18 protein-coding genes are annotated in these 20,481 nt (G+C 62.6%); 15 read left to right on the plus strand and 3 right to left on the minus strand.

All coding sequences use genetic code 11. The annotated features are described in order from the left end of the window. The first annotated feature begins 1 nt into the window (after nt 1). From ABVQ20_RS24950 to ABVQ20_RS24970, 5 genes are all read left to right on the plus strand, one after another. Complete coding sequence (locus ABVQ20_RS24950) at nt 2–1,093, plus strand: ABC transporter ATP-binding protein (protein WP_354462331.1); 1,092 nt, start codon at nt 2–4, stop codon at nt 1,091–1,093. Between the two features lie 41 nt (nt 1,094–1,134). Next, nucleotides 1,135–1,881, plus strand: coding sequence for a sugar phosphate isomerase/epimerase family protein (locus tag ABVQ20_RS24955; RefSeq protein ID WP_354462332.1), 747 nt, complete (start codon nt 1,135–1,137; stop codon nt 1,879–1,881). Nucleotides 1,882–1,892: 11 nt separating this feature from the next. Beyond that, nucleotides 1,893–3,035: a Gfo/Idh/MocA family protein gene (locus tag ABVQ20_RS24960; protein WP_354462333.1), complete on the plus strand. Its 1,143-nt coding sequence runs from the start codon at nt 1,893–1,895 to the stop codon at nt 3,033–3,035. Nucleotides 3,036–3,155: 120 nt separating this feature from the next. Beyond that, on the plus strand, nt 3,156–4,202 hold the full coding sequence (gene mgrA / locus ABVQ20_RS24965) for an L-glyceraldehyde 3-phosphate reductase (RefSeq protein ID WP_354462334.1): 1,047 nt from the start codon (nt 3,156–3,158) through the stop codon (nt 4,200–4,202). Between the two features lie 187 nt (nt 4,203–4,389). Continuing rightward, nucleotides 4,390–4,794: a Fur family transcriptional regulator gene (locus ABVQ20_RS24970; protein ID WP_354462335.1), complete on the plus strand. Its 405-nt coding sequence runs from the start codon at nt 4,390–4,392 to the stop codon at nt 4,792–4,794. Nucleotides 4,795–4,931: 137 nt separating this feature from the next. On the opposite strand, the gene ABVQ20_RS24975 is transcribed toward ABVQ20_RS24970, so the two are convergent. After that, on the minus strand, nt 4,932–5,552 hold the full coding sequence (locus ABVQ20_RS24975) for a LysE family translocator (RefSeq protein WP_354463134.1): 621 nt from the start codon (nt 5,550–5,552) through the stop codon (nt 4,932–4,934). Between the two features lie 5 nt (nt 5,553–5,557). Next, the gene (gene polA, locus ABVQ20_RS24980; RefSeq protein WP_354463135.1) at nt 5,558–8,518 is read right to left on the minus strand and encodes a DNA polymerase I; all 2,961 of its coding nucleotides are present in this window, start codon (nt 8,516–8,518) and stop codon (nt 5,558–5,560) included. A 433-nt stretch (nt 8,519–8,951) separates the two neighbouring features. Here polA and ABVQ20_RS24985 point away from each other — a divergent pair, with 433 nt between their 5' ends. The 10 genes from ABVQ20_RS24985 (at nt 8,952) to ABVQ20_RS25030 (ending at nt 19,355) form a co-directional block, all read left to right on the plus strand. After that, nucleotides 8,952–10,337 carry a M20/M25/M40 family metallo-hydrolase gene (locus tag ABVQ20_RS24985; RefSeq protein ID WP_354462336.1) on the plus strand — a complete coding sequence of 462 codons (1,386 nt, stop codon included), beginning with the start codon at nt 8,952–8,954 and terminating at the stop codon, nt 10,335–10,337. Nucleotides 10,338–10,528: 191 nt separating this feature from the next. Further along, nucleotides 10,529–11,149: a ribonuclease D gene (locus tag ABVQ20_RS24990; protein ID WP_354462337.1), complete on the plus strand. Its 621-nt coding sequence runs from the start codon at nt 10,529–10,531 to the stop codon at nt 11,147–11,149. A gap of 88 nt (nt 11,150–11,237) precedes the next feature. Beyond that, nucleotides 11,238–11,438: a hypothetical protein gene (locus ABVQ20_RS24995; RefSeq protein ID WP_354462338.1), complete on the plus strand. Its 201-nt coding sequence runs from the start codon at nt 11,238–11,240 to the stop codon at nt 11,436–11,438. Nucleotides 11,439–11,548: 110 nt separating this feature from the next. Further along, nucleotides 11,549–11,803 (plus strand): GlsB/YeaQ/YmgE family stress response membrane protein, encoded by a 255-nt coding sequence (locus tag ABVQ20_RS25000; RefSeq protein WP_354462339.1) that lies wholly within the window; start codon nt 11,549–11,551, stop codon nt 11,801–11,803. Nucleotides 11,804–11,832: 29 nt separating this feature from the next. Next, on the plus strand, nt 11,833–11,979 hold the full coding sequence (locus ABVQ20_RS25005) for a hypothetical protein (protein WP_354462340.1): 147 nt from the start codon (nt 11,833–11,835) through the stop codon (nt 11,977–11,979). 176 nt (nt 11,980–12,155) lie between these two features. After that, on the plus strand, nt 12,156–14,108 hold the full coding sequence (locus ABVQ20_RS25010) for an acyltransferase family protein (RefSeq protein WP_354462341.1): 1,953 nt from the start codon (nt 12,156–12,158) through the stop codon (nt 14,106–14,108). Nucleotides 14,109–14,292: 184 nt separating this feature from the next. Then, nucleotides 14,293–15,264 (plus strand): YncE family protein, encoded by a 972-nt coding sequence (locus ABVQ20_RS25015; RefSeq protein ID WP_354462342.1) that lies wholly within the window; start codon nt 14,293–14,295, stop codon nt 15,262–15,264. A 221-nt stretch (nt 15,265–15,485) separates the two neighbouring features. Then, the gene (locus ABVQ20_RS25020) at nt 15,486–15,914 is read left to right on the plus strand and encodes a hypothetical protein (protein WP_354462343.1); all 429 of its coding nucleotides are present in this window, start codon (nt 15,486–15,488) and stop codon (nt 15,912–15,914) included. A 265-nt stretch (nt 15,915–16,179) separates the two neighbouring features. Next, on the plus strand, nt 16,180–18,453 hold the full coding sequence (locus ABVQ20_RS25025) for a transglycosylase domain-containing protein (RefSeq protein WP_354462344.1): 2,274 nt from the start codon (nt 16,180–16,182) through the stop codon (nt 18,451–18,453). 149 nt (nt 18,454–18,602) lie between these two features. Next, complete coding sequence (locus ABVQ20_RS25030) at nt 18,603–19,355, plus strand: SDR family NAD(P)-dependent oxidoreductase (protein ID WP_227345244.1); 753 nt, start codon at nt 18,603–18,605, stop codon at nt 19,353–19,355. A gap of 126 nt (nt 19,356–19,481) precedes the next feature. Here the strand turns inward: ABVQ20_RS25030 and ABVQ20_RS25035 are convergent, their stop codons facing one another. Further along, complete coding sequence (locus tag ABVQ20_RS25035; protein WP_354462345.1) at nt 19,482–20,402, minus strand: zinc-binding dehydrogenase; 921 nt, start codon at nt 20,400–20,402, stop codon at nt 19,482–19,484. Nucleotides 20,403–20,481: the final 79 nt, after the last annotated feature.

Genomic DNA, 20,481 nt, shown 5'->3' on the forward strand with positions numbered 1-20,481 from the left:
GATGGGCACCAGCGTTTCGATCCAGGACCTGTCGCTGAGCTTCGGCGCGGTGACGGTGCTGCAGACACTCAATCTCGATGTCGCCGACGGCGAGTTCATCGTGCTGCTCGGTCCGTCCGGCTGCGGCAAGTCGACCTTGCTCAACTGCATTGCCGGCCTGCTTGATGTCTCGCAAGGACGGATCTTCATCAAGGGCAAGAACGTCACCTGGGAGGAGCCGAAGGACCGCGGCATCGGCATGGTGTTCCAGTCCTATGCGCTCTACCCGCAGATGACGGTGGAGAAGAACCTGTCCTTCGGCCTGCGCGTCGCCGGAACGCCCAGGGAGGAGATCGCCAAACGCATCGCGCGCGCGGCCGAAATCCTGCAGATCGAGCCGCTCTTGCAGCGCAAGCCGGCCGCACTTTCCGGCGGCCAGCGCCAGCGCGTGGCGATCGGGCGGGCGCTGGTGCGCGACGTCGACGTCTTCCTGTTCGACGAGCCGCTCTCCAATCTCGACGCCAAGCTGCGGGCGGAGCTGCGTGTCGAGATCAAGCTGCTGCACCGCAAACTGCAGAACACCATGATCTACGTCACCCATGACCAGATCGAGGCGATGACGTTGGCCGATCGCATCGCGGTGATGAAGGGCGGCGTCATCCAGCAGCTCGACGCGCCACAGACGATCTACAACCGCCCGGTCAACCGCTTCGTCGCCGGTTTCCTCGGCTCGCCCGCGATGAATTTCCTCGACGGTCAACTGAACGGGGTCAGCAGTCCAGTCTTCAAGACCGGCAATGTCTCGGTGCCGCTCGACCGCTATGCCTTCGAAGGCAATGGCGGCAGCCGCGTCGGCCCTTGCGTGTTCGGCATAAGGCCAGAGCACATCGCCTTCGGTGACGCGGCAAATACCATGCCCTTCGCCACCGACGCCGAGGTCGAGATCGTCGAGCCGATGGGCTCCGACACGCTGGTCTGGACGAAGCTCGGCGGCCACAACTTCTCCTTCCGCGTCGAGGCGGAAAAGACGCTGCGCAACGGCGATCCGATCAGGATCGGCTTCGATCCCGCGCGCGCTTCGCTGTTCGAGACCCAATCCGGCAACCGCATGTAGCTCCCAAACATCATTCATCCCCAGCAGAACGGACAGACACGATGAACTGGTCATTCCAACTCTACAGCGCCCGTAACTTCCAGCCCTGGGAAGGCGTGCTCAAGACACTCGGCAAGCTCGGCTATACCCAGGTCGAAGGGTTCGGCGGCGTCTATGATGATCCCAAGGCCTTCCGCGCCGAACTCGACAAGAACGGCCTGACCATGCCGACCGGGCATTTCTCGATCGACGCTCTGGAGAACGATTTCGACGGTGTGCGCAGAACCGCCGATGCGCTCGGCATCACGCTGCTGATCTGCCCCTATCTGGTTGCCGAGGCAAGGCCATCTGACGCTGCCGGCTGGCGCGGTTTCGGTGAACGCCTGGCCAAAGTCGGCGAGGTCGCAAGCAAGGCCGGCTACGGCTTTGCCTGGCACAACCATGATTTCGAGTTCAGGAAACTCGCCGACGGGTCGGTGCCGCAGGATCTCATCCTCGCCGCCGCGCCCGACATTGGCTGGGAGATGGACGTCGCCTGGGTGGTGCGCGGCGGCGATGATCCGCTGCCGTGGATCGGGAAGTACGGCAAGCGCATCAGCGCCGTGCATGTGAAGGACATCGCCAAGCCGGGCGAGAGGGCGGACGAGGATGGCTGGTCGGATGTCGGCCACGGCACGATCGACTGGGCCGGCCTGATCAAGGCGCTGCGGGCCAAGAGCGCCACAAGATATTACGTCATGGAACAGGACAACCCCAACGACATCGAGCGCTTCGCCCGCCGTTCGATCGCAGCCGTAAAAAACTACTAGGAACAATCACCATGGCAAAGAAACTTGGCATTGGCGTGATCGGCTGCGGCAACATCTCGAAAGCCTATTTTTCCCTCGCGCCGCTGTTTCGCGGTATCGAGATGCGGGCGTGCGCGGATATCAATATGGACGCGGCGAAGGCGCGGGCGAAGGAGTTCAAGCTGCGCGCCGAGACGGTCGAGGACTTGCTCAAGGCTGATGACATCGACATCGTCGTCAACCTGACCATTCCGGCCGTGCATTACGAGGTGTCGAAACAGATCCTCGACGCCGGCAAGCATGTCTACTCGGAAAAGCCTTTCGTGTTGTCGGTCAAGGAAGGGCTCGACCTGAAGAAACGCGCTGAGGCCAGGGGATTGCGCATCGGTTCGGCGCCCGACACATTCCTTGGCGGCGCGCATCAGCTGGTGCGCGAACTCATCGACACCGGCAAGCTCGGCAAGATCACCAGCGGTACCTGCTATGTGATGAGCCACGGCATGGAGCACTGGCACCCCAACCCCGACTTCTTCTTCCAGCCGGGGGCCGGTCCCGTGCTCGATGTCGGCCCCTACTACATTACCAACCTGATCCAGCTGATCGGGCCGGTGAAGCAGGTGGCGGCCTTCGCCTCGATCCCGGCGAAGGAACGAACGATTTCGTCCAAGCCGCGCGCGGGCGAAAAAGTTCCGGTCAACACGCCAACGACGATCCACGGCGTGATGGAATTCGAGAATGGCGCTGTCGTCACGCTCAACGCCAGCTGGGACGTCTGGGCGCACGGTCACGCGCCGATGGAACTCTACGGCGAAGAGGGCACGGTGTTCGTCCCCGATCCGAATTTCTTCGGCGGCGATGTGCGCTTCACCGAAGCGGACAAGCCGGTCAAGAAACTGCCGAAATGGAAACATCCCCTCGGCGTGCCCAACGAGATGCATGGGCATGGCATGATGGCCAATTACCGCACAGCCGGCCTCGCCGACATGGCGCTGGCGATCGTCGAGGGCCGCCCGCACCGCTGCTCGATGGAACTGGCGCTGCACGCCGTCGATGTCATGACCGGTATCTTGCGCTCAGGCGAGACCGGCAAGTTCGTCGCCATGCAGACCACTTGCGAGCGGCCTGCCGCACTTGGCGTGAAGGCAGCCAAGGAACTGCTGGCGAAGAAGAAGTAGGCCACGTGCTTCAACCCTCTCCCCGTTCTCGCGGGGAGAGGGTAAGGGAGAGGTGCAGAGCCGACTCGCCGCGATGTTGTGGCGGCAGCCGACCGGCTCGTTTCCATTTGAGGATTTCCGATGCCATACGCCCCCGCCGAAAACCGCTACGAGAACATGATCTACAACCGCTGTGGCCGCTCCGGCCTGAAGCTGCCGGCGATCTCGCTGGGGTTGTGGCACAATTTCGGCGACGACACGCCGCACAAGACCAAGCAGGCGATCGCGCGCAAGGCCTTCGACCTCGGCATCACGCATTTCGACCTCGCCAACAATTACGGTCCGCCGCCCGGCTCGGCGGAGACGGCTTTCGGCGAGATCCTGCGTACCGATTTCGCCGGTTATCGCGACGAGCTGATCATCTCGACGAAGGCCGGCTACGAGATGTGGGCCGGTCCCTACGGCGAATGGGGCGGGCGCAAATACATGCTGGCCAGCCTCGACCAGAGCTTGAAGCGGATGGGGCTCGACTATGTCGACATCTTCTATTCGCACCGCTTCGATCCCGATACGCCGCTGGAAGAGACGATGGGCGCGCTCGACCATGCCGTGCGCTCGGGCAGGGCACTCTATGCCGGCATCTCCTCCTACAATTCGCAGCGCACACGCGAGGCCGCCGATATCCTGAAGCAGCTCGGCACGCCCTGCATCATCCACCAGCCGAGCTATTCCATGCTCAATCGCTGGGTCGAGGATGACGGCCTGCTCGACACGCTGGAAGGGCTCGGCGTCGGTTCCATCGTGTTCTCGCCGCTGGCGCAAGGCATGCTGACCGACAAGTATCTCGGCGGCATCCCGCAGGGCAGCCGCGCCACGCAAGGCAAGTCGCTGAAGACGGCCTTCATCAACGACAAGACCATCGCCAACATCAAGGCGCTGAACGCAATCGCGGGCAAGCGTGGCCAGACGCTGGCGCAGATGGCGCTGGCCTGGGTGCTGCGCAAGGGCCGGGTGACGTCGGCGCTGATCGGCGCCAGCCGGCCGGAGCAGGTCGAGGATTGTGTCGGTGCGCTGAAGGCGCTCGACTTCAGTGATGCCGAACTCGCTGACATCGACACCTATGCGCGCGAATCCGACATCAATCTGTGGGCGGCTTCCGCGGAGCGCGACGGACCGCCGAGGAAGTAAGCGAGACCGGCCGGTTAGCATTCAATAGGCTCGTCATGAAGCAAACGGCGCGCCGTGGGGACGACGATGTGGTCGTCCCAGCAGAAACAGTGGCAAAAAAGCCTGTTCGTCGCTATCTGATGTGAAAGGGATTTGCTTGCCTGCCGAAATGGCGCGCAAGCGGCTGACAACGGGCTGGAACAGAATCATGGCGGCAAGGAATGTGCTGACGAAGAACCAGGTGTGCGTGCTCGAGAAACTCGAGGCCGCCAGCGGGCCGCTCAGCGCCTACACCTTGCTCGACCAGCTTCGGGAGCAAGGGTTCCGCGCGCCGCTGCAGGTCTACCGCGCGCTCGACACGCTGGTGAAGTCGGGCTTCGTGCACAGGCTCGAGAGCCTGAATTCCTTCGTTGCCTGCGCCGAGCCGCACGACCACAGCCATTCGATGACGGCCTTTGCCATCTGCGACACGTGCGGCCAAGTGAGCGAATTCTCCGACCATGATGTCGGCCATAGGCTCGACGAATGGGTGCGGTCCACCGGATTCGCCGCCAAGAAGGCGGTTATCGAGTTCCGCGGCACCTGCGCCAAGTGCCTCGCCAAGGCTGCTTAGAGCAGTTCATCGTTTCATCGAAACGCTGAACTGTTCTGCTCTCTGTGTCGACTCTATTCCGGACGGAAAACCGTTTCACACTTAATGGAATTACTCTAGCAGGCCGGTGAGGCGCAATCACACCGTAAGGCTTCAAATCAACGCGCTGTCGACCAGGCGAACCACAGCGCAACCAGCGCCAGCAGGCCCGAAAGCGACCGCCGGGCGATGCGTTCGCGATGTGGATCGTTCAGAAACGGTTCCAGTGTTCCCGCCAGCACGACGATAATTCCATGCACGAGGGTCGCTACAACCACGTAGGCTCCGGTCAGCAGGAAGGTCTGCGCAAGTATCGGCCGTTCAAACTCGATGAATGTCGGCAGGACGGCCACGTAGAAGATCGCAGCCTTCGGGTTGAGGAGGTTGGTGACAAGACCTCGCGTAAAATATTTGCTGCCCGAATCTTCATGAGCTGAAAGCGTGCCTGTCTCGGTGGTCCATCCGTCCCAAGCCAGATAGAGCATGAACAGCACCCCCGCCCAGCGAAGACCCTCATAGAGCAAGGAGGACGCTTGGATGAGTTCGGCGACGCCCAGAGCGGCGATGCCGCCGATGACGGCGAGGCCGGTTGCGATGCCGGCCACCGTGGCGAAGCCGGCGCGGCGACCGTCGCTGGCCGAAACCAGCGCCAGATAGGTCATGTTTGGCCCCGGCGTCAGTTCGATCAGGAAGGACGCGAATACGAACGAGAGAAATGTCGAAGTCGACAGTGGCAGCATTTCGCTCAATGCGCCTCGTCCCAGTTGTTGGCGGCGCGGGCGTCGACATGCAGCGGCACCGACATCGACACCGCCGGCATTGCCGCGTTCTCCATGACATGGCGCACGACCGGGATCGTTGCTTCGACCTCCGCTTCGACGGTCTCGAAGATCAGTTCGTCGTGCACCTGCAGCAGCATGCGCGCTGAAAGGCCAGCCTTGTCCAGCGCTTCCTCCATGCGGATCATGGCGCGGCGGATGATGTCGGCGGCGGTGCCTTGCAGCCGGGCGTTGATCGAGGCGCGCTCGTTGAACGCGCGGAGCGAGGGATTGGACGATCTTATATCGGGGTAGTGGATGCGGCGGCCGAAGATGGTTTCGACGAAGCCATGCTCGCGGGCATAGGCCTTGGTTTCCTCGATATAGTCGCGGATGCCCGGAAAACGCTCGAAATACTTCTTGATGTAGTTGCTCGCCTCCTCGCGCGGGATCGACAGCTGGTTGGCGAGGCCAAAGGCCGAGATGCCGTAGATGATGCCGAAATTGATCGCCTTGGCGCGGCGGCGGATTTCCGAGGGCATGGCTTCGACCGGTACGTTGAACATTTCCGACGCGGTGATGGCGTGGATGTCGGCTCCATCCGCGAAGGCCTGCCGCAATTGCGGGATTTCGGCGACATGGGCGAGCACCCGCAATTCGATCTGGCTGTAATCGGCCGAGACCAGCCGGTGGCTCCTGTCGGTGATGAAGGCGGTCCTGATCTTGCGGCCTTCAGTCGTACGCACCGGAATGTTCTGCAGGTTCGGGTCGGAGGACGACAGCCGGCCTGTCGTCGTGGCCGCAAGCGCATAGGAGGTATGGACGCGCTTGGTATCCGGATGGATGAAACCGGGCAGGGCGTCGGTGTAGGTGGATTTCAGCTTGGTCAGCTGGCGCCAGTCGACGATCTTTCTCGGCAGCTCGTGGCCTTCGGCGGCGAGGTCTTCCAGAAGCTGCGCGGAGGTCGACCACTGGCCGGTCTTGGTCTTGGAACCGCCGGGCAGACCCATGCGCCCGAACAAGATGTCACCGAGCTGTTTCGGCGAGCCGATGTTGATGCGTTCGCCGATGAGCTGGTAGATTTCCTCTTCCAGCCGGGCAGCACCTTGCGCCAGTTCGCCGGAGAGCCGCGACAGGATCTGCCGGTCGACCGAGATGCCGCGCTGCTCCATGCGCGCCAGCACCGGCACCAGCGGCCGCTCCAGCCGCTCGTAGACGGATACCAGGCCCTTAGCGGCAAGCCGCGGCTTCAGCACCAGCCAGAGCCGCAGCGTCACATCGGCGTCCTCGGCCGCATGCGCGGTCGCCTTGTCGATATCGACCTGGTCGAAGCCGACGGAACTTTTGCCGGAGCCGGTCACGTCCTTGAGCTGGAGAGGGGTGTGTCCGAGCCACTTCTCGGCAAGCGCGTCCATGCCGTGACCATGATGCGTGCCGGCATCGAGCACGTAGGAGATCAGCATCGTGTCATCGAAGGGCGCGACATCGATGCCATAGCGGCTCATGATGACCAGATCGTATTTCAGGTTCTGCGCGATCTTGAGAACCGACTTGTCTTCGAGCAGCGGCTTCAGGAGCGCCAGCGCGTCGCGGAGCGGGATCTGGTTTTCAAGGACGCCGCCGCCGAGCAAGTCGCCATTGCCGCTCTTGTGGGCAAAGGGAATGTAGGCGGCGCGGCCTGGTGTCGTGGCGATTGCCAGGCCGATCAACTCGGCCTGCATCGGATCGGATGATGTCGCCCTGACGTCGAAGGCGGCAAGGCCGGCTTCCCTCGCCTCGGCGACCCAGGCCTTCAAGGCCGCGACGTCCCGGATGCAGTGATAGGCTGTCGTATCGATCTTGGCGGCGGTCGCGCGCTCAAGGCGAAACGCCGAGAGAAGCGAAGGTGTGTCGCCTACCTTTGTCGTGGCTGTACCGGACGCCGCCGTTTCGCCCGCCTCCGACGTCTGCGACCTGGAGACCGGTTGGACGATAGCCGCGCCTGAGCCGACATCCGGTCCATGCGCGGCATCGGCGCGCTCGACTGTCACCGCGACGGCCTGCACGTCGCCTACCTCGGTTCCGGTCGCTTCCGCCACGCGGCGGGTCAGCGAGGTGAATTCCATGGTCTTGAGGAAGCCGATGAGCTTGGGGCCATCCGGCGCGTGCAGCACGAAATCGTCCAGCCCCTCGCTGACCGGCACATCGTCCTTCAGCGTCACCAGTTGGCGCGAGATGCGTGCCTTTTCAGCGTTGGCGATGATCGATTCCCGGCGCTTGTCCTGCTTGATCTCTCCGGCGCGGGCCAGCAGCGTGTCGAGGTCGCCGAACTGTTCGAGCAACTGCGCCGCCGTCTTCGGGCCGATGCCGGGCACGCCTGGCACGTTGTCGACGGAGTCACCGGTCAGCGCCTGCAGGTCGACCATCTTTTCCGGCGGCACGCCCCATTTCTCGATGACTTCGGGGATGCCGATCTGGCGGTCTTTCATAGGGTCGTACATGCCGACCGTGGCGCCCACCAATTGCATAAGGTCCTTGTCGGACGAGATCACGGTGGTGTCGCCGCCCGCTTCACGGGCGAGCCTTGCATAGGTGGCAATCAGGTCATCGGCCTCGAACCCTTCCATCTCGACGCAGGGCAGGTTGAACGCCCTCGTCGCCTGGCGGATCAGGCCGAACTGCGGGATCAGGTCTTCCGGCGGCGCCGAACGGTTGGCCTTGTATTCGGGATAAAGTTCGTTGCGGAAGGTTTTCGACGAATAGTCGAAGATGACGGCGAAATGCGTGGGAACAATGCCAACATCGGTGTTGCGGGCGTCGAGCATCAGCTTCCACAGCATGTTGCAGAAGCCGGAGACCGCGCCCACCGGCAATCCGTCGGATTTGCGGGTCAGCGGGGGTAGCGCGTGATAGGCGCGGAAGATGTAGCCGGAGCCGTCGACAAGGAAGAGATGATCGCCTTTTTTCATGCCGGCAGGGATAGCGCGGCGCGGCGTCGCGGTCCATGCCAAAGGCGGCTTCAAATCGCGGTTCCGGCAACACCCTGACAGATCGATCCCAGCGCGCAGGCGGCCGTGATCCGCTCACGCCCATGTTACAAAAGTGTAATTTTCGTGCCCTTGAATCGCCACGTTCAAATACACAAATACACATCATCGGCAGTTTTCGCCGAAGTCCGGAGCAAGGCCCGTCCCCCGCCTATCCCGGACATTGCGGCAGCCTATCCCCCCTCTCCGGGCTGCCGCATCGTTTAGAGTAAAAAGCCGCCGTGGTTCCCCCTCCACCACGGCGGCACTTTTTTACTCTCCGATAGCTTTCCGGGGCGTGGTCCAATGATCACGGGCTTTTCGTTTTCCCGCTCTGCCTTTACGGTTCGGCCTCTGAATCGAAAGGCTATCAACAATGTCCGCAGTTTCCCCCGTCCTCGACCGTCTCGACAAGAATCTCGACCAGAGCCTGGAGCGCCTGTTCGGCCTGCTGAGAATCAAGTCGATCTCCACCGATCCGGCCTATGCCGCCGACTGCCGCAAGGCGGCGGAATGGCTGGTCACGGAACTCAAGCTGATCGGCTTCGATGCCAGCGTTCGCGACACGCCCGGCCACCCGATGGTGGTCGCGCATCATGAGGGCCCGGTGGGCGCGCCGCATGTGCTGTTTTATGGTCACTACGACGTCCAGCCGGTCGACCCGATCGAACTGTGGGAAAGCGACCCCTTCGCGCCCGCGGTCAAGGAAATCGAGCCCGGCCACACGGTGATCACCGGACGCGGCTCGGCCGATGACAAGGGCCAACTGATGACCTTCGTCGAGGCTTGCCGTGCCTGGAAACAGGTGCATGGCAACCTGCCTTGCCGTGTCACCATCCTGTTCGAGGGCGAAGAAGAATCCGGCTCGCCGTCGCTGAAGCCGTTCCTCGAAGCCAATGCGGAGGAACTCAAGGCCGACTTCGCCCTGGTCTGCGACACCGGCATGTGGGATCGCGATACGCCGTCGATCTGCGTGGGATTGCGCGGGCTGGTGGGCGAGGAGATCACGGTGAAGGCCGCCGATCGCGACCTGCATTCCGGGCTCTATGGCGGTGCGGCCGCCAACCCGATCCGCATCCTGGCCAAGATCCTGGCCGACATCCACGATGAGAATGGCCACATCACTATCCCCGGCTTCTATGATGGTGTCGAGGAAACGCCCACGCAGATCCTGAAGTCGTGGGAGACGCTCGGCGAAACGGCCGAGACCTTCCTGGGGCCGGTCGGCCTGTCGATCCCGTCGGGCGAGAAGGGCCGCTCGGTGCTGGAGCTGACCTGGGCGCGGCCGACGGCCGAGTTCAATGGCATCATCGGCGGCTACACCGGCAAGGGCTTCAAGACGGTGATCGCGGCGGAAGCCTCGGCAAAGGTGTCCTTCCGCCTCGTCCACAAGCAGGATCCGAAGAAGATCCGCGCCGCGTTCCAGAAATTCGTTAGGGAGCGCATTCCCGCCGACTGTTCGGTTGAGTTCCATCCTCATGGCGGCTCGCCGGCGATCCAGCTTTCCTATGACTCGCCGTTCCTGGCCAAGGCCAAGAACGCGCTGTCCGACGAATGGCCGAGGCCGGCGGTGACGACCGGCAGCGGCGGCTCCATTCCAGTGGTCGGCGATTTCCAGACCTATCTCGGTATGGAATCCCTGCTGGTCGGCTTCGGCCTGGACGATGACCGCATCCACTCGCCCAACGAGAAGTACGAGATGAGCTCCTTCCACAAGGGGCAGCGCTCGTGGGCGCGCATTCTGGAGGCTTTGACCCGCTAGCTCTCTGTTTGGCGCAATTCCGGACGGAAAACCGTTTCACACGTTTCCTGGAATTGCTCTAAGCGGCGGGAAGCCCACGTTTTCCTGTTGATTTTTCAGCGGATCGCGGCGAGGACGGACACGAATTCCAGTTCTGCAGCGCGCTCGCATGTTGATTGGCGGGCCGCTGCAGGCCGCGACCGGAGAAGATAATGGCCGACATCCGTTTCCACAAAAATGACCTGCCCGACCTCGAGCACTACAATGTCGGGGCGGTTGCCATCGACACCGAGACGCTGGGGCTCAACCCGCATCGCGATAGGCTCTGCGTGGTGCAGATTTCGCCGGGCGACGGCACCGCCGACGTCATCCAGATCGCGCCCGGCCAGAAGAAGGCGCCGAACCTCGTCAGCCTGCTTAGAAACCGCAATGTGACAAAGCTCTTCCATTACGGCCGTTTCGATATCGCCGTGCTCTATAACGCCTTCGGGGTGATGGCCGAACCGGTGTTCTGTACCAAGATCGCCTCCCGCTTGACCCGCACCTATACCGACCGGCACGGGCTGAAGGATATCTGCAACGAACTTCTGGGCGTCGGCCTGTCAAAGGCGCAGCAATCATCGGACTGGGCGGCGGAGACGCTGTCGCCCGAACAGCTCGAATATGCGGCTTCGGACGTGCTCTATCTGCATCGGCTGCGCGACGTTCTGGCCGGGCGGCTGGCGCGCGAAAACCGCACCAGGGAAGCCGAAGCCTGCTTCCGCTTCCTGCCAACGCGTGCCAAACTCGACCTGATGGGCTGGGCGGAAGAGGACATTTTCGCGCACAGCTGATGGCAGCGTAGCGAGCTCTCAAAAAGGCTTTTGTGTCAGGAACCAGGACACAGTCCGCTGCGTTGTCTCGGCTCATGGAGGGGATGAAATGGCGGACCGCAAGCCCATATCGACCGCGCCGAAGGACGGTTCGAAAGTCACTGTCCAGTGGAAGGACAGTGACGGCGTGATCAACGAATCCCTCGCGCAATATCGCGACGACGGCTGGTGGGTCTATACCGACAGCCATACGCAGAGGAAGGTCGAGCCGACGAGTTGGCGGCCGGCATCGAGCGATGACGCCGAATGAGCGCCTCGCTGGCGGGACTGGCTGCTTTCGAATAGCCTGAAGTCGTTGATATCGAGGCCGATTCGGGGCCTTCCGCCCCGCTGTCGCGCTTTTGCTCGGAGGAACGCTCTATGGGTATTGAAAGCCTTCTCGTCTTCATCATCATTGGTGCCATTGCCGGCTGGCTCGCCGGTCTCATCGTCTCGGGTTTCGGCTTCGGCCTGATTGGTAATATCATCATCGGTATCGTCGGCGCGTTTATTGCCGGCTGGCTTTTCCCGCGGATCGGCTTCTCGATCGGCGGCGGCGTTATCGCTTCCATCATCCACGCCACGATCGGCGCCGTCATCCTGCTGGTGCTGGTCAAGGTGCTGAAGCGAGCTTGACGCTCGGCAAGCGACAACAGGGGCGCGCCATGAAGCAGAACACACTCTATCTCGTCATTGGCGCGCTCATCGTCGCGGTCATCGCGCTTGGCGTCTATGTCTATCGCGAGGAAAGCAAGCCGAAGGGCGTCGAGCTCAAGATCGACGACAAGGGCATATCGATCCAGCAGAATTGAGCTTTGTCCCGGTTGGTGCTCCGGTCCCGGCGATATTGGGGGCTAATTAGAGGCCCGATTTCTTCAATATCTCTTGAAGATACACCCAGCGGTTGCTGTAACGTCTTCCTGGTTTTCTTGGATGCCGGCAGCCCAAAGCGTGGCGTTTGCCGCGCATCTCCAAATGGCGGGTAGACTTGGCCGAACAGAGGGTGGAGCGGGCATTGCGGCCCGAGATTCAGGGGCTGCGCGGTATTGCCGTCGCTTCTGTCGTTGTTTTCCATATCTGGCCCCAGGCTCTTCCAGGGGGCTATATCGGCGTCGACGTGTTCTTCGTCATCTCCGGCTATCTCATCACCGGCTTGCTCGCCCGAATGGCTGGGGACGGCCACATATCGTTGATTGCCTTCTACTCGAGACGGGTGCGACGGCTGCTGCCGGCAGCGCTGCTGGCCCTTGTCGCCACACTGGCCGGAACGCTGCTCTTTCTGTCCAAGGCCCGGTGGGAAGAGACGGCCATACAGGTCGCGGCCAGTGCGCTCTATGTCCAGAACTGGCGGCTTGCCATGCAGGCGGTCGACTATCTTGGCGCCGAAGCAGCGGCAAGCCCGGTGCAGCACTACTGGTCGCTATCGATCGAGGAACAGTTCTACATTGTCTGGCCATTGCTGATGGCGGCTACGATCTGGATGGCGCGTCGTTTCGGGCAGCCGGCGAGGACGGGATTGTTTGTAGCACTGGGGTTGATCTTTGCCGGCTCATTGGTTGCCTCGGTGCTGATCACCCGGACCGATCCGGCCGCGGCCTATTTCGTGACACATACCCGCTTGTGGGAACTGGCGCTTGGCGGCCTGCTGGCATTGGCGACCCGTCAGGGCGTGCCGGGGTTGCCGTTGCGCCCGGTGATGGCTGTGGCCGGCCTTGGCGCCATAGCGATCTCCGCATTCCTCTTTTCGGCTTCGACACCATTTCCGGGCGCTTACGCGTTGCTGCCGACATTCGGAACGGTGCTGGTGATCGCGGCCGGCGACGTTCGGATTGGCTGGTTTGGCGGGCTCAACGTCCCGGTGCTTCGCTACATCGGTGACCGGTCCTATTCGATCTACCTGTGGCATTGGCCATTGATCACATTTTATGCCGTGCATCACCCAGTGATCGGGTTGACCGAAGGAGCAGGGCTGATCGCGGTGACGCTGCTGGTCTCGCATCTGTCCTACCGGTATGTCGAACAGCGATACCGCCAGCCGCGGGCGAGGCTGGAATGGAAACCCCTGACCCACGGCACGGCAGCGGTTTGCCTGTGCGTGGCGGCATCCGGCGGGTTCGGCTATTTCCTGAGCCGGCAAGCGGTCGATACCGCATTGATCGGAACGCCAAACTATCCAGGGCCGGCCGCGCTGCTTTCCAACGCCTTCGTTCCAGATGGCGTCGAGCCGTTGCCGCCGCTCGGCCAATTGGGGCGCGACGTGCCGATCGTGTATCGCCTGAAATGCCATCAGGACCAAGACAGCACGGAGCCGGTGGGCTGCAAGCTCGGCGATCCGAATGGAGCCACCACCATCGTCGTAGCCGGCGATTCCCACGCGGCACAATGGATTCCGGCGGTGGACAAGATCGCCAGGGATCGCAAGTGGAAGCTCGTCACCTTCACCAAGGCCGCTTGCCCGATGAGCCGCGTGACCGTGACCGATGGCGGCAAGCCATATCCCGAATGTGCCCAATGGCGGGAGAATGTAATCGTCGAGATCAGGAAGCTCAAGCCCGACGTCGTCATCACCAGCCAGTCCAGCTATGGCAGCATCCCACAAGAGGCAATGATAGAGGGGTTGCGCAGCGTCTGGAACGAATTGGGCGCGCGGATCGTCACCATACGCAACACGCCGTACAGCAAGTTTGATCCCGGTGATTGCCTGGCTGCCGATCCGAAAAAATGCGTCAATCCGCGAGAGGATGTCGAGCGAGCCGACATCTTCGTCCTCGCTGCGGCGCCAATGAGAGTCACCGTGGTCGACATGAACGATGGACTGTGCAGCAAGGACAGTTGCCCGGCGATGGTCGGCAACATCATCGTCTGGCGCGACAGTCACCACATCACGGCCAGCTACGCACTGGCGCTGGCGCCTTATCTCGCCAAGGCCGCGGGCTTCTAGTGCTGTTCTGGCTTGGATCGCTCAGCGGGACGGAGTTGGAGCCAGGTCCTCGCGGTTGCTCATTCGCCCCCTTGACCGCAAAGCCGTTTGATTGGTTTATTCGACCCCAAGCGTTCAACGCGAGGCGGGCATCAGGGTTAGGGCAGGGGTTGCAGCTTCAAGTCGTTCCGGATTGGACCCTCTGATGATTGATCAGATAGGGTTCGAAGCCAGCGATGCCGTGCGGGCAGCGCTGTCGGCGGTCGGGCGCACGGAGGACCTGCGCTTCTCGCCGGACAATCGCCTGCTGGCGCTTGCCGGATACGGGCGCAGGCGCTGCCTGATCCTGCGCATCGACATCCAGCCGACGCCCGATGGTCCAAGCATCACCATCCATGACTTCATGGAACTGACATCGGAAAGCATGGGCGAGATTCACGGTCTCGATTTCATCGACGACCGGACGTTTGCGGTTGCCAATCGCGACGGGCTGGTTGCGATATTTGCCCTGCCTCCTGGAGAGCCAACGGGCCAAAGCAACGGCATCGCACCCCTTCGCGAAATCAAGGGCGGGCTGTTCTGCAAGCTGAAAACGCCGGGCTCGGTTGTCGTCCGGCAGGAGTCGCATGGGCGCTACAGCCTGCTGGTCTGCAACAACTACACGCACCGCGTTACGCGCCACGTGGTCAATCGCTGGCTGGGCCACCGCGCCACAGGGAACCACCTGCTTCTAGAGCAGGGCCTGGACATACCGGACGGCATCGCGGTCAGCCACGACGGCCAGTGGATCGCCGTCAGCAGCCATGGCACCAGGGATGTGAAGATGTACAGGATGTCGGCTTCTCTGGGGCCGGACACCGAACCGGCCGGCATCCTGCAGGACGCCAATTACCCGCATGGCGTGCGCTTCACGGCCGATGATCGGCACATGCTGGTCGCCGATGCGGGCAGCCCGATGCTGCATGTGTATGAACGCGGCACCGGTTGGGACGGACGCCGACTGCCGGCGCGCTCCATTGCCGTTCTCGACGAGGAAATCTTCCTGCGCGGCAGGACCAACGACGAGGAGGGCGGGCCGAAAGGCCTCGATATAGATCGATCGAACAGCGTCGTGGCGGTGACCTGCGAAGAGCAGACGCTGGCTTTCTTCTCGCTGGCATCGATAACCGGCCGGTAGGCGCTGAATATTGATCGAGCTCCACGGCAACTATTTGATTTTATTCAAAGTATCTTATCGATGACGTGGAAAATAGACGACAGGGCAAGGTCACTCCGCTTTCAATATGTCGAGAGGCAAGCCAATCCGAGCATGGAATAAAGGTGACGCAACGGCACTTCCGCAGTATGATGACGGAATAGGGCGTTTGGGGTCTGACCACCTACTCTTAGGAGGTTGCCATGAGGCACCAAACACTGGATCAACTGCACACGGTGGCCGAGGTCCGCAGAGACCCGACACATCCTGTAATGGACCGAACCCAGCGTCTCGAACGCTGGGCAGAGCTTCTTGAACAGCAGCCCAACCGGCTCCTTGCCGCACTTGCCGGAACTGAATACCGTTCGCCGCCCGAACGCGATGTCATGCGGGGTGAAGGCACGCCCATATCGGTTGCCTTCGAGGATCCGCTTCTTCGTGATGAGGGGTTGAAGGACGACAGTTATGGCCAAGCAAAGAGCTTCTTTGAATTGACCGACAATCAACTCCACGAAATTGTCTGCTACTGCCATGTCGGCGCGACGATGCAAGCATCCAGGGCAGCACAATCCGTTCGCTACGCGATTGGAGGGCGTGGGTTCTTCGCCGGATTGCGAGACTCCCTTCGCTGACGGATGATGCACCACGTTGGATGACCTGATGACAGGTCATCCGTAGATACAAGGACTTGAAGCGCGGTCGAAAGAGCGGCAACTGCCGGATCGCGCTCCAATTGTTCGCGCATGGAACGGCAGCGGTGCGTGTCCTGAGCACGATTGGCACCGAAGCCTCGCGTGATCATGCGCGCAACCCCGAGGGATGCTTAACCCGCCCTTAAATCGCCGCATCTACTCTGCAACCCGAGCGCCATAGGCATCGGGACACACAGCGCAGCGCATGGCGAACCGCAAAGACCGCATCGAACCCAGCTTCGAGGGACCATCCAGGGCGAAACCCTCGGCCGGTCTTTCGGTGAACGAGGAGGACCGCGTCGTGCCAAGCAACCGCAAGGCCTCCACAAAGCGCAAGCCCGCCAAGGGGAAATCCTCGCGTGGCGGCCGCGGCAGGAGCCGGCGCGGCCTGTTCGGCGTGCTCGGCCGGCTGTTCTACTGGTGCTTCGTGCTGGCCATCTGGGGCGGCATCGCGGTTGCCGGTCTCGTCATCTACTACGGCGCGAAAATGCCGGCGGCCACGACATGGTCCATTCCGGACCGCGCGCCCAACATCAAGATCGTCTCGGTTGACGGCAAGCTGCTTGCCAATCGTGGCATGAGCGGCGGCGAGGCCGTCGGCCTGCATGAAATGTCGCCCTATATTCCTGAGGCGGTCATCGCCATAGAAGACCGCCGCTTCTACTCGCATTTCGGCGTCGATCCGATCGGCCTGTCGCGCGCCATGGTGACCAACCTGCTGGGCGGCCATTTCTCGCAGGGCGGTTCGACGCTGACCCAGCAGCTGGCGAAGAACCTGTTCCTGACGCCCGACCGCACGCTGGAACGCAAGGTGCAGGAAGTGCTGCTGGCGCTGTGGCTGGAGCACAAGCACACCAAGGACCAGATCCTCGAGATGTACCTCAACCGGGTCTATTTCGGCTCGGGCGCCTTTGGTGTCGAAGCGGCTTCGCGCCGGTATTTCGGCAAGAGCGCGCGTGATGTAACGCTGTCGGAAGCCGCATTGCTTGCCGGCTTGTTGAAGGCGCCGTCGCGCCTGTCGCCGGCGCGCGACCCGAAGGCGGCCGAGGAGCGCTCGCAGCTCGTGCTCGCCGCCATGCGCGACGAAGGCAAGATCAGCGCCAAGGAGATGGCGTCGGCGATGAGCGCGCCGGCGACGCGCGCGCCGTCCTACTGGACCGGCTCGGAGAACTACGTCGCCGACACTGTGATGGAAGAGCTGCCGGACCTGATCGGCGACGTGCGCGGTGACATCATCGTCGACACCACGGTCGATCTCACGCTGCAGAAACTCGCCGAACAATCGATCCGCCGTCTCATCGACGAGAGCGGCAAGAAGCTCAATGTCAGCCAGGGCGCGCTGGTGTCGATCGACAATTCCGGTGCGGTGCGTGCCATGGTCGGCGGCTACGACTACGCCAGCAGCCAGTTCGACCGCGCTTCGGGCGCGCGCCGTCAGCCGGGTTCGGCGTTCAAGCCATTCGTCTATATGGCGGCAATGGAGGCCGGCCGTACCCCCGACAGCATTCGCAACGACGCGCCGATCAAGATCGGCAACTGGACGCCGGACAATTACGGCGGCAAATATTTCGGCAAGGTGACGTTGGCGACGGCGCTGGCAAAATCGCTGAATTCGGTTGCGGCCCAGCTGACCATGGAAGTCGGTCCGAACACGGTCGTCGAGGTGGCGCATCGCATGGGCATCCAGTCCGACCTGCAGGCCAATACTTCGATCGCGCTTGGCACCTCCGAGGTCACGCCGCTGGAGCTGACATCGGCCTATGTTCCCTTCGCCAATGGCGGCTACAAGCCGGACATCCATTTCATCCGCCGCGTGACGACGACCGACGGCAAGGTGCTCTACGAAAACAATGACGGCAGCGCGCCACGCGTCGTCAGCCCGCAGATCGTCGGCATGATGAACTCGATGATGATGGGCACGGTTGAGTTCGGCTCGGCAAAGAAGGCGGCTTTCGCCTGGCCGGCTGCGGGCAAGACCGGCACCAGCCAGAATTCGCGCGACGCATGGTTCGTCGGCTACACCGCCAATCTCACCACGGGTGTGTGGTTTGGCAATGACGATGGCAGCGCGATGAAGAAGGTCACCGGCGGCGCGCTGCCGGCGCAGGCCTGGCACGAGTTCATGGTCGCCGCGCATGAGGGCGTGCCGGTGCGGCCGCTGCCCGGAACATGGAAGTCAACGCCCGCCGACACTGTCGTGCCCGACGATATACCCTCGGTCGACAACAATCAGGTGGCGCCGGTTCCGTCCGCATCCGTCGGCCAGCAGCCCGCGCCGCAGCCCCCCGCACCGGTTACCCAGACGGCTGCGCCGGTCCGCGCCGCGCGTCCTGCCCAGACGGTCGATGCCGATGGCCTGAACATGCCGGAGGACAATGGCGCCACCGCGTCGATCAAGCACCCTGTGCCGCCCGGCGATGTCGGTGGACCGACGAAGAAGCGCAAGACCTCCATCCTCGACATTCTTGGTGGCGGCTAATGCATGTCGCCCAAAAGTGCGGAGCGGTTTTGGGACAACGACATGCATAAAACAAAGGTTTGAAGCGCAGGGCCCTTCCCCAAGAGGCGTCAATCCGCCACTCGCCACCGCTGTCGTGTTCCGCTACATCTCCGCCCGGAGATTTCGACATGGCTGAACCCGACACCAGAAAAACCATCGTGCTGACCGGCGCCAGCCGGGGCATCGGCCATGCCACGGTCAAGCGCTTTTCGCGCGAGGGCTGGCGCGTCATCACCTGCTCGCGCCAGGCCTTCGCCGAGGATTGCCCGTGGCCCGCGGGCCCGGAAGATCACATCAAGGTCGATCTCGCCGACCAGGAAGATGTCGGCATCGCCGTCTCGGAAATCCGGCATCGCCTGGAAGCGCATGGTGGCCAGTTGCACGCGCTGGTCAACAATGCCGGCATCTCGCCGAAGCTGAAGGACGGCAACAGCCGGATGAATTCGATCGACACGCCGATGCATGTCTGGCGCGATGTGTTCCAGGTCAATTTCTTCGCGCCGATCATGCTCGCGCGGGGGCTGTTCAAGGAGTTGGCTGCTGCCAAAGGCTCGATCGTCAACGTCACGTCGATCGCAGGCACGCGCGTGCATCCATTTGCCGGCACGGCCTATGCGACGTCGAAGGCGGCACTCGGTTCGCTGACGCGCGAAATGGCGCATGATTTCGGGCCGCACGGCATCCGCGTCAATGCGATCGCGCCAGGCGAGATCGACACCGCGATCCTGTCGCCGGGCACCGACAAGATCGTCGAGACGATCCCGCTGCGACGCCTTGGCACAACGGCTGAGGTCGCCGATATCATCTACTTCCTATGCTCGCAGCAGGCGTCCTATGTGACCGGCTCGGAAATCCACATCAATGGCGGCCAACACGTGTGAGCCGGTCGACTTCGGGGAAAACGGTTCACCGTTCACGGAAACGGCGAAGCGTTCTCACTCTTTGATTGACGCAATCTCGGATGGAAAATCGCTTCACACTTTTCCTGAAATTGCTTTAGGGACTGCTCACCCGGTTATGGTGAGAACGGCCTTGCCGCTGAAGCTGCGCTGTCGCAGTGCCTCCAGGGCCTGGGCGATGTCTGTCCACGGCATGGTCAAGGCCACGCGGGTTTCCAGCCGGCCAGCCGCGACCAGGGCGAGCAGCGAGGCGATGTCCGCGCCAATGTCCGAGCCAGACGTGTAGTAGGCGAAAGTCTGAAGCCTCGCCCCCTCGTGACCCGGCACGAACTGGCGGAATCCGACGGGCGTGAGTTCGCCGCTGCTAGAACCGAACATGACGATGGTCCCGCCAGGTGCGACCCGTTCGATCGCGTGTGCGAGGCTTTGCCCGCCGACCGACTCGGTGATCAGCGAAAACGGCCCCTCGGCCAGTTCGATCGCTTCGAAAACCTGCTCGGCTCCAAGGCGGCGGAGATCCTCGGCATGCCGGGCGGCGGCGATCGCGGTCACCGAGGCGCCCTGCTCGCGGGCGAGCTGGATCTGGAAACGGCCGACCGCACCGCTTGCGCCGGTGATCAGGACCCGCTGGCCGGCCAAGTCACCGCCATGGCGCAAAGTCCTCAGTGCCGTCGTGCCCGCGACCGGAAGCGTGGCTGCCGAGACGAAGCCGACCTCATCCGGCAGGACGGCGAGACGGTCGGTCGGAACGGCGACACGTTCGGCCCAGCCGGCCTCGTCGACCAAAGCCACAACCCGGGTGCCCACGGCTGGCCCGGAGCCATCGGCTGCCGCGCGTTCGACAACTCCAACGACGTCCTGGCCGGGTATCCAGCCCTCCGGGCGTATGGTGAGCAGGCGCAGTTCGCCGCGGTTCAACGAGGTTGCGTGGACCGAGACAAGCGCCTCATTCGCCAAGGGCTGAGGGTCCTCGACCTCGGCGAGCCTCAGTCCTGTGGTGCTGTCGGGAGACATGACTAGGGCGAACATGGGGGCGTACCTTCTGCTGGTTCGTGGACGCCAGCTTCTTCTGGAAGCACGGCAAGCCGGCCCACTCGAAGTACCCATC

The sequence above is a fragment of the Mesorhizobium shangrilense genome (assembly GCF_040537815.1).
GTDB lineage: Bacteria > Pseudomonadota > Alphaproteobacteria > Rhizobiales > Rhizobiaceae > Mesorhizobium > Mesorhizobium shangrilense.

Bases quoted from the DNA above. Each gene is read 5' to 3' on its own strand.
- ABVQ20_RS24985 (WP_354462336.1), top strand. From the start codon at position 8,952: ATGTCCGCAGTTTCCCCCGTCCTCGACCGTCTCGACAAGAATCTCGAC.
- ABVQ20_RS24950 (WP_354462331.1), top strand. From the start codon at position 2: ATGGGCACCAGCGTTTCGATCCAGGACCTGTCGCTGAGCTTCGGCGCG.
- polA (WP_354463135.1), bottom strand. From the start codon at position 8,518: ATGAAAAAAGGCGATCATCTCTTCCTTGTCGACGGCTCCGGCTACATC.
- ABVQ20_RS25035 (WP_354462345.1), bottom strand. From the start codon at position 20,402: ATGTTCGCCCTAGTCATGTCTCCCGACAGCACCACAGGACTGAGGCTC.
- ABVQ20_RS25025 (WP_354462344.1), top strand. From the start codon at position 16,180: ATGGCGAACCGCAAAGACCGCATCGAACCCAGCTTCGAGGGACCATCC.
- ABVQ20_RS24990 (WP_354462337.1), top strand. From the start codon at position 10,529: ATGGCCGACATCCGTTTCCACAAAAATGACCTGCCCGACCTCGAGCAC.
- ABVQ20_RS25020 (WP_354462343.1), top strand. From the start codon at position 15,486: ATGAGGCACCAAACACTGGATCAACTGCACACGGTGGCCGAGGTCCGC.
- mgrA (WP_354462334.1), top strand. From the start codon at position 3,156: ATGCCATACGCCCCCGCCGAAAACCGCTACGAGAACATGATCTACAAC.
- ABVQ20_RS24955 (WP_354462332.1), top strand. From the start codon at position 1,135: ATGAACTGGTCATTCCAACTCTACAGCGCCCGTAACTTCCAGCCCTGG.
- ABVQ20_RS25030 (WP_227345244.1), top strand. From the start codon at position 18,603: ATGGCTGAACCCGACACCAGAAAAACCATCGTGCTGACCGGCGCCAGC.
- ABVQ20_RS24975 (WP_354463134.1), bottom strand. From the start codon at position 5,552: ATGCTGCCACTGTCGACTTCGACATTTCTCTCGTTCGTATTCGCGTCC.
- ABVQ20_RS24995 (WP_354462338.1), top strand. From the start codon at position 11,238: ATGGCGGACCGCAAGCCCATATCGACCGCGCCGAAGGACGGTTCGAAA.
- ABVQ20_RS25005 (WP_354462340.1), top strand. From the start codon at position 11,833: ATGAAGCAGAACACACTCTATCTCGTCATTGGCGCGCTCATCGTCGCG.
- ABVQ20_RS25015 (WP_354462342.1), top strand. From the start codon at position 14,293: ATGATTGATCAGATAGGGTTCGAAGCCAGCGATGCCGTGCGGGCAGCG.
- ABVQ20_RS24970 (WP_354462335.1), top strand. From the start codon at position 4,390: ATGGCGGCAAGGAATGTGCTGACGAAGAACCAGGTGTGCGTGCTCGAG.
- ABVQ20_RS24960 (WP_354462333.1), top strand. From the start codon at position 1,893: ATGGCAAAGAAACTTGGCATTGGCGTGATCGGCTGCGGCAACATCTCG.
- ABVQ20_RS25000 (WP_354462339.1), top strand. From the start codon at position 11,549: ATGGGTATTGAAAGCCTTCTCGTCTTCATCATCATTGGTGCCATTGCC.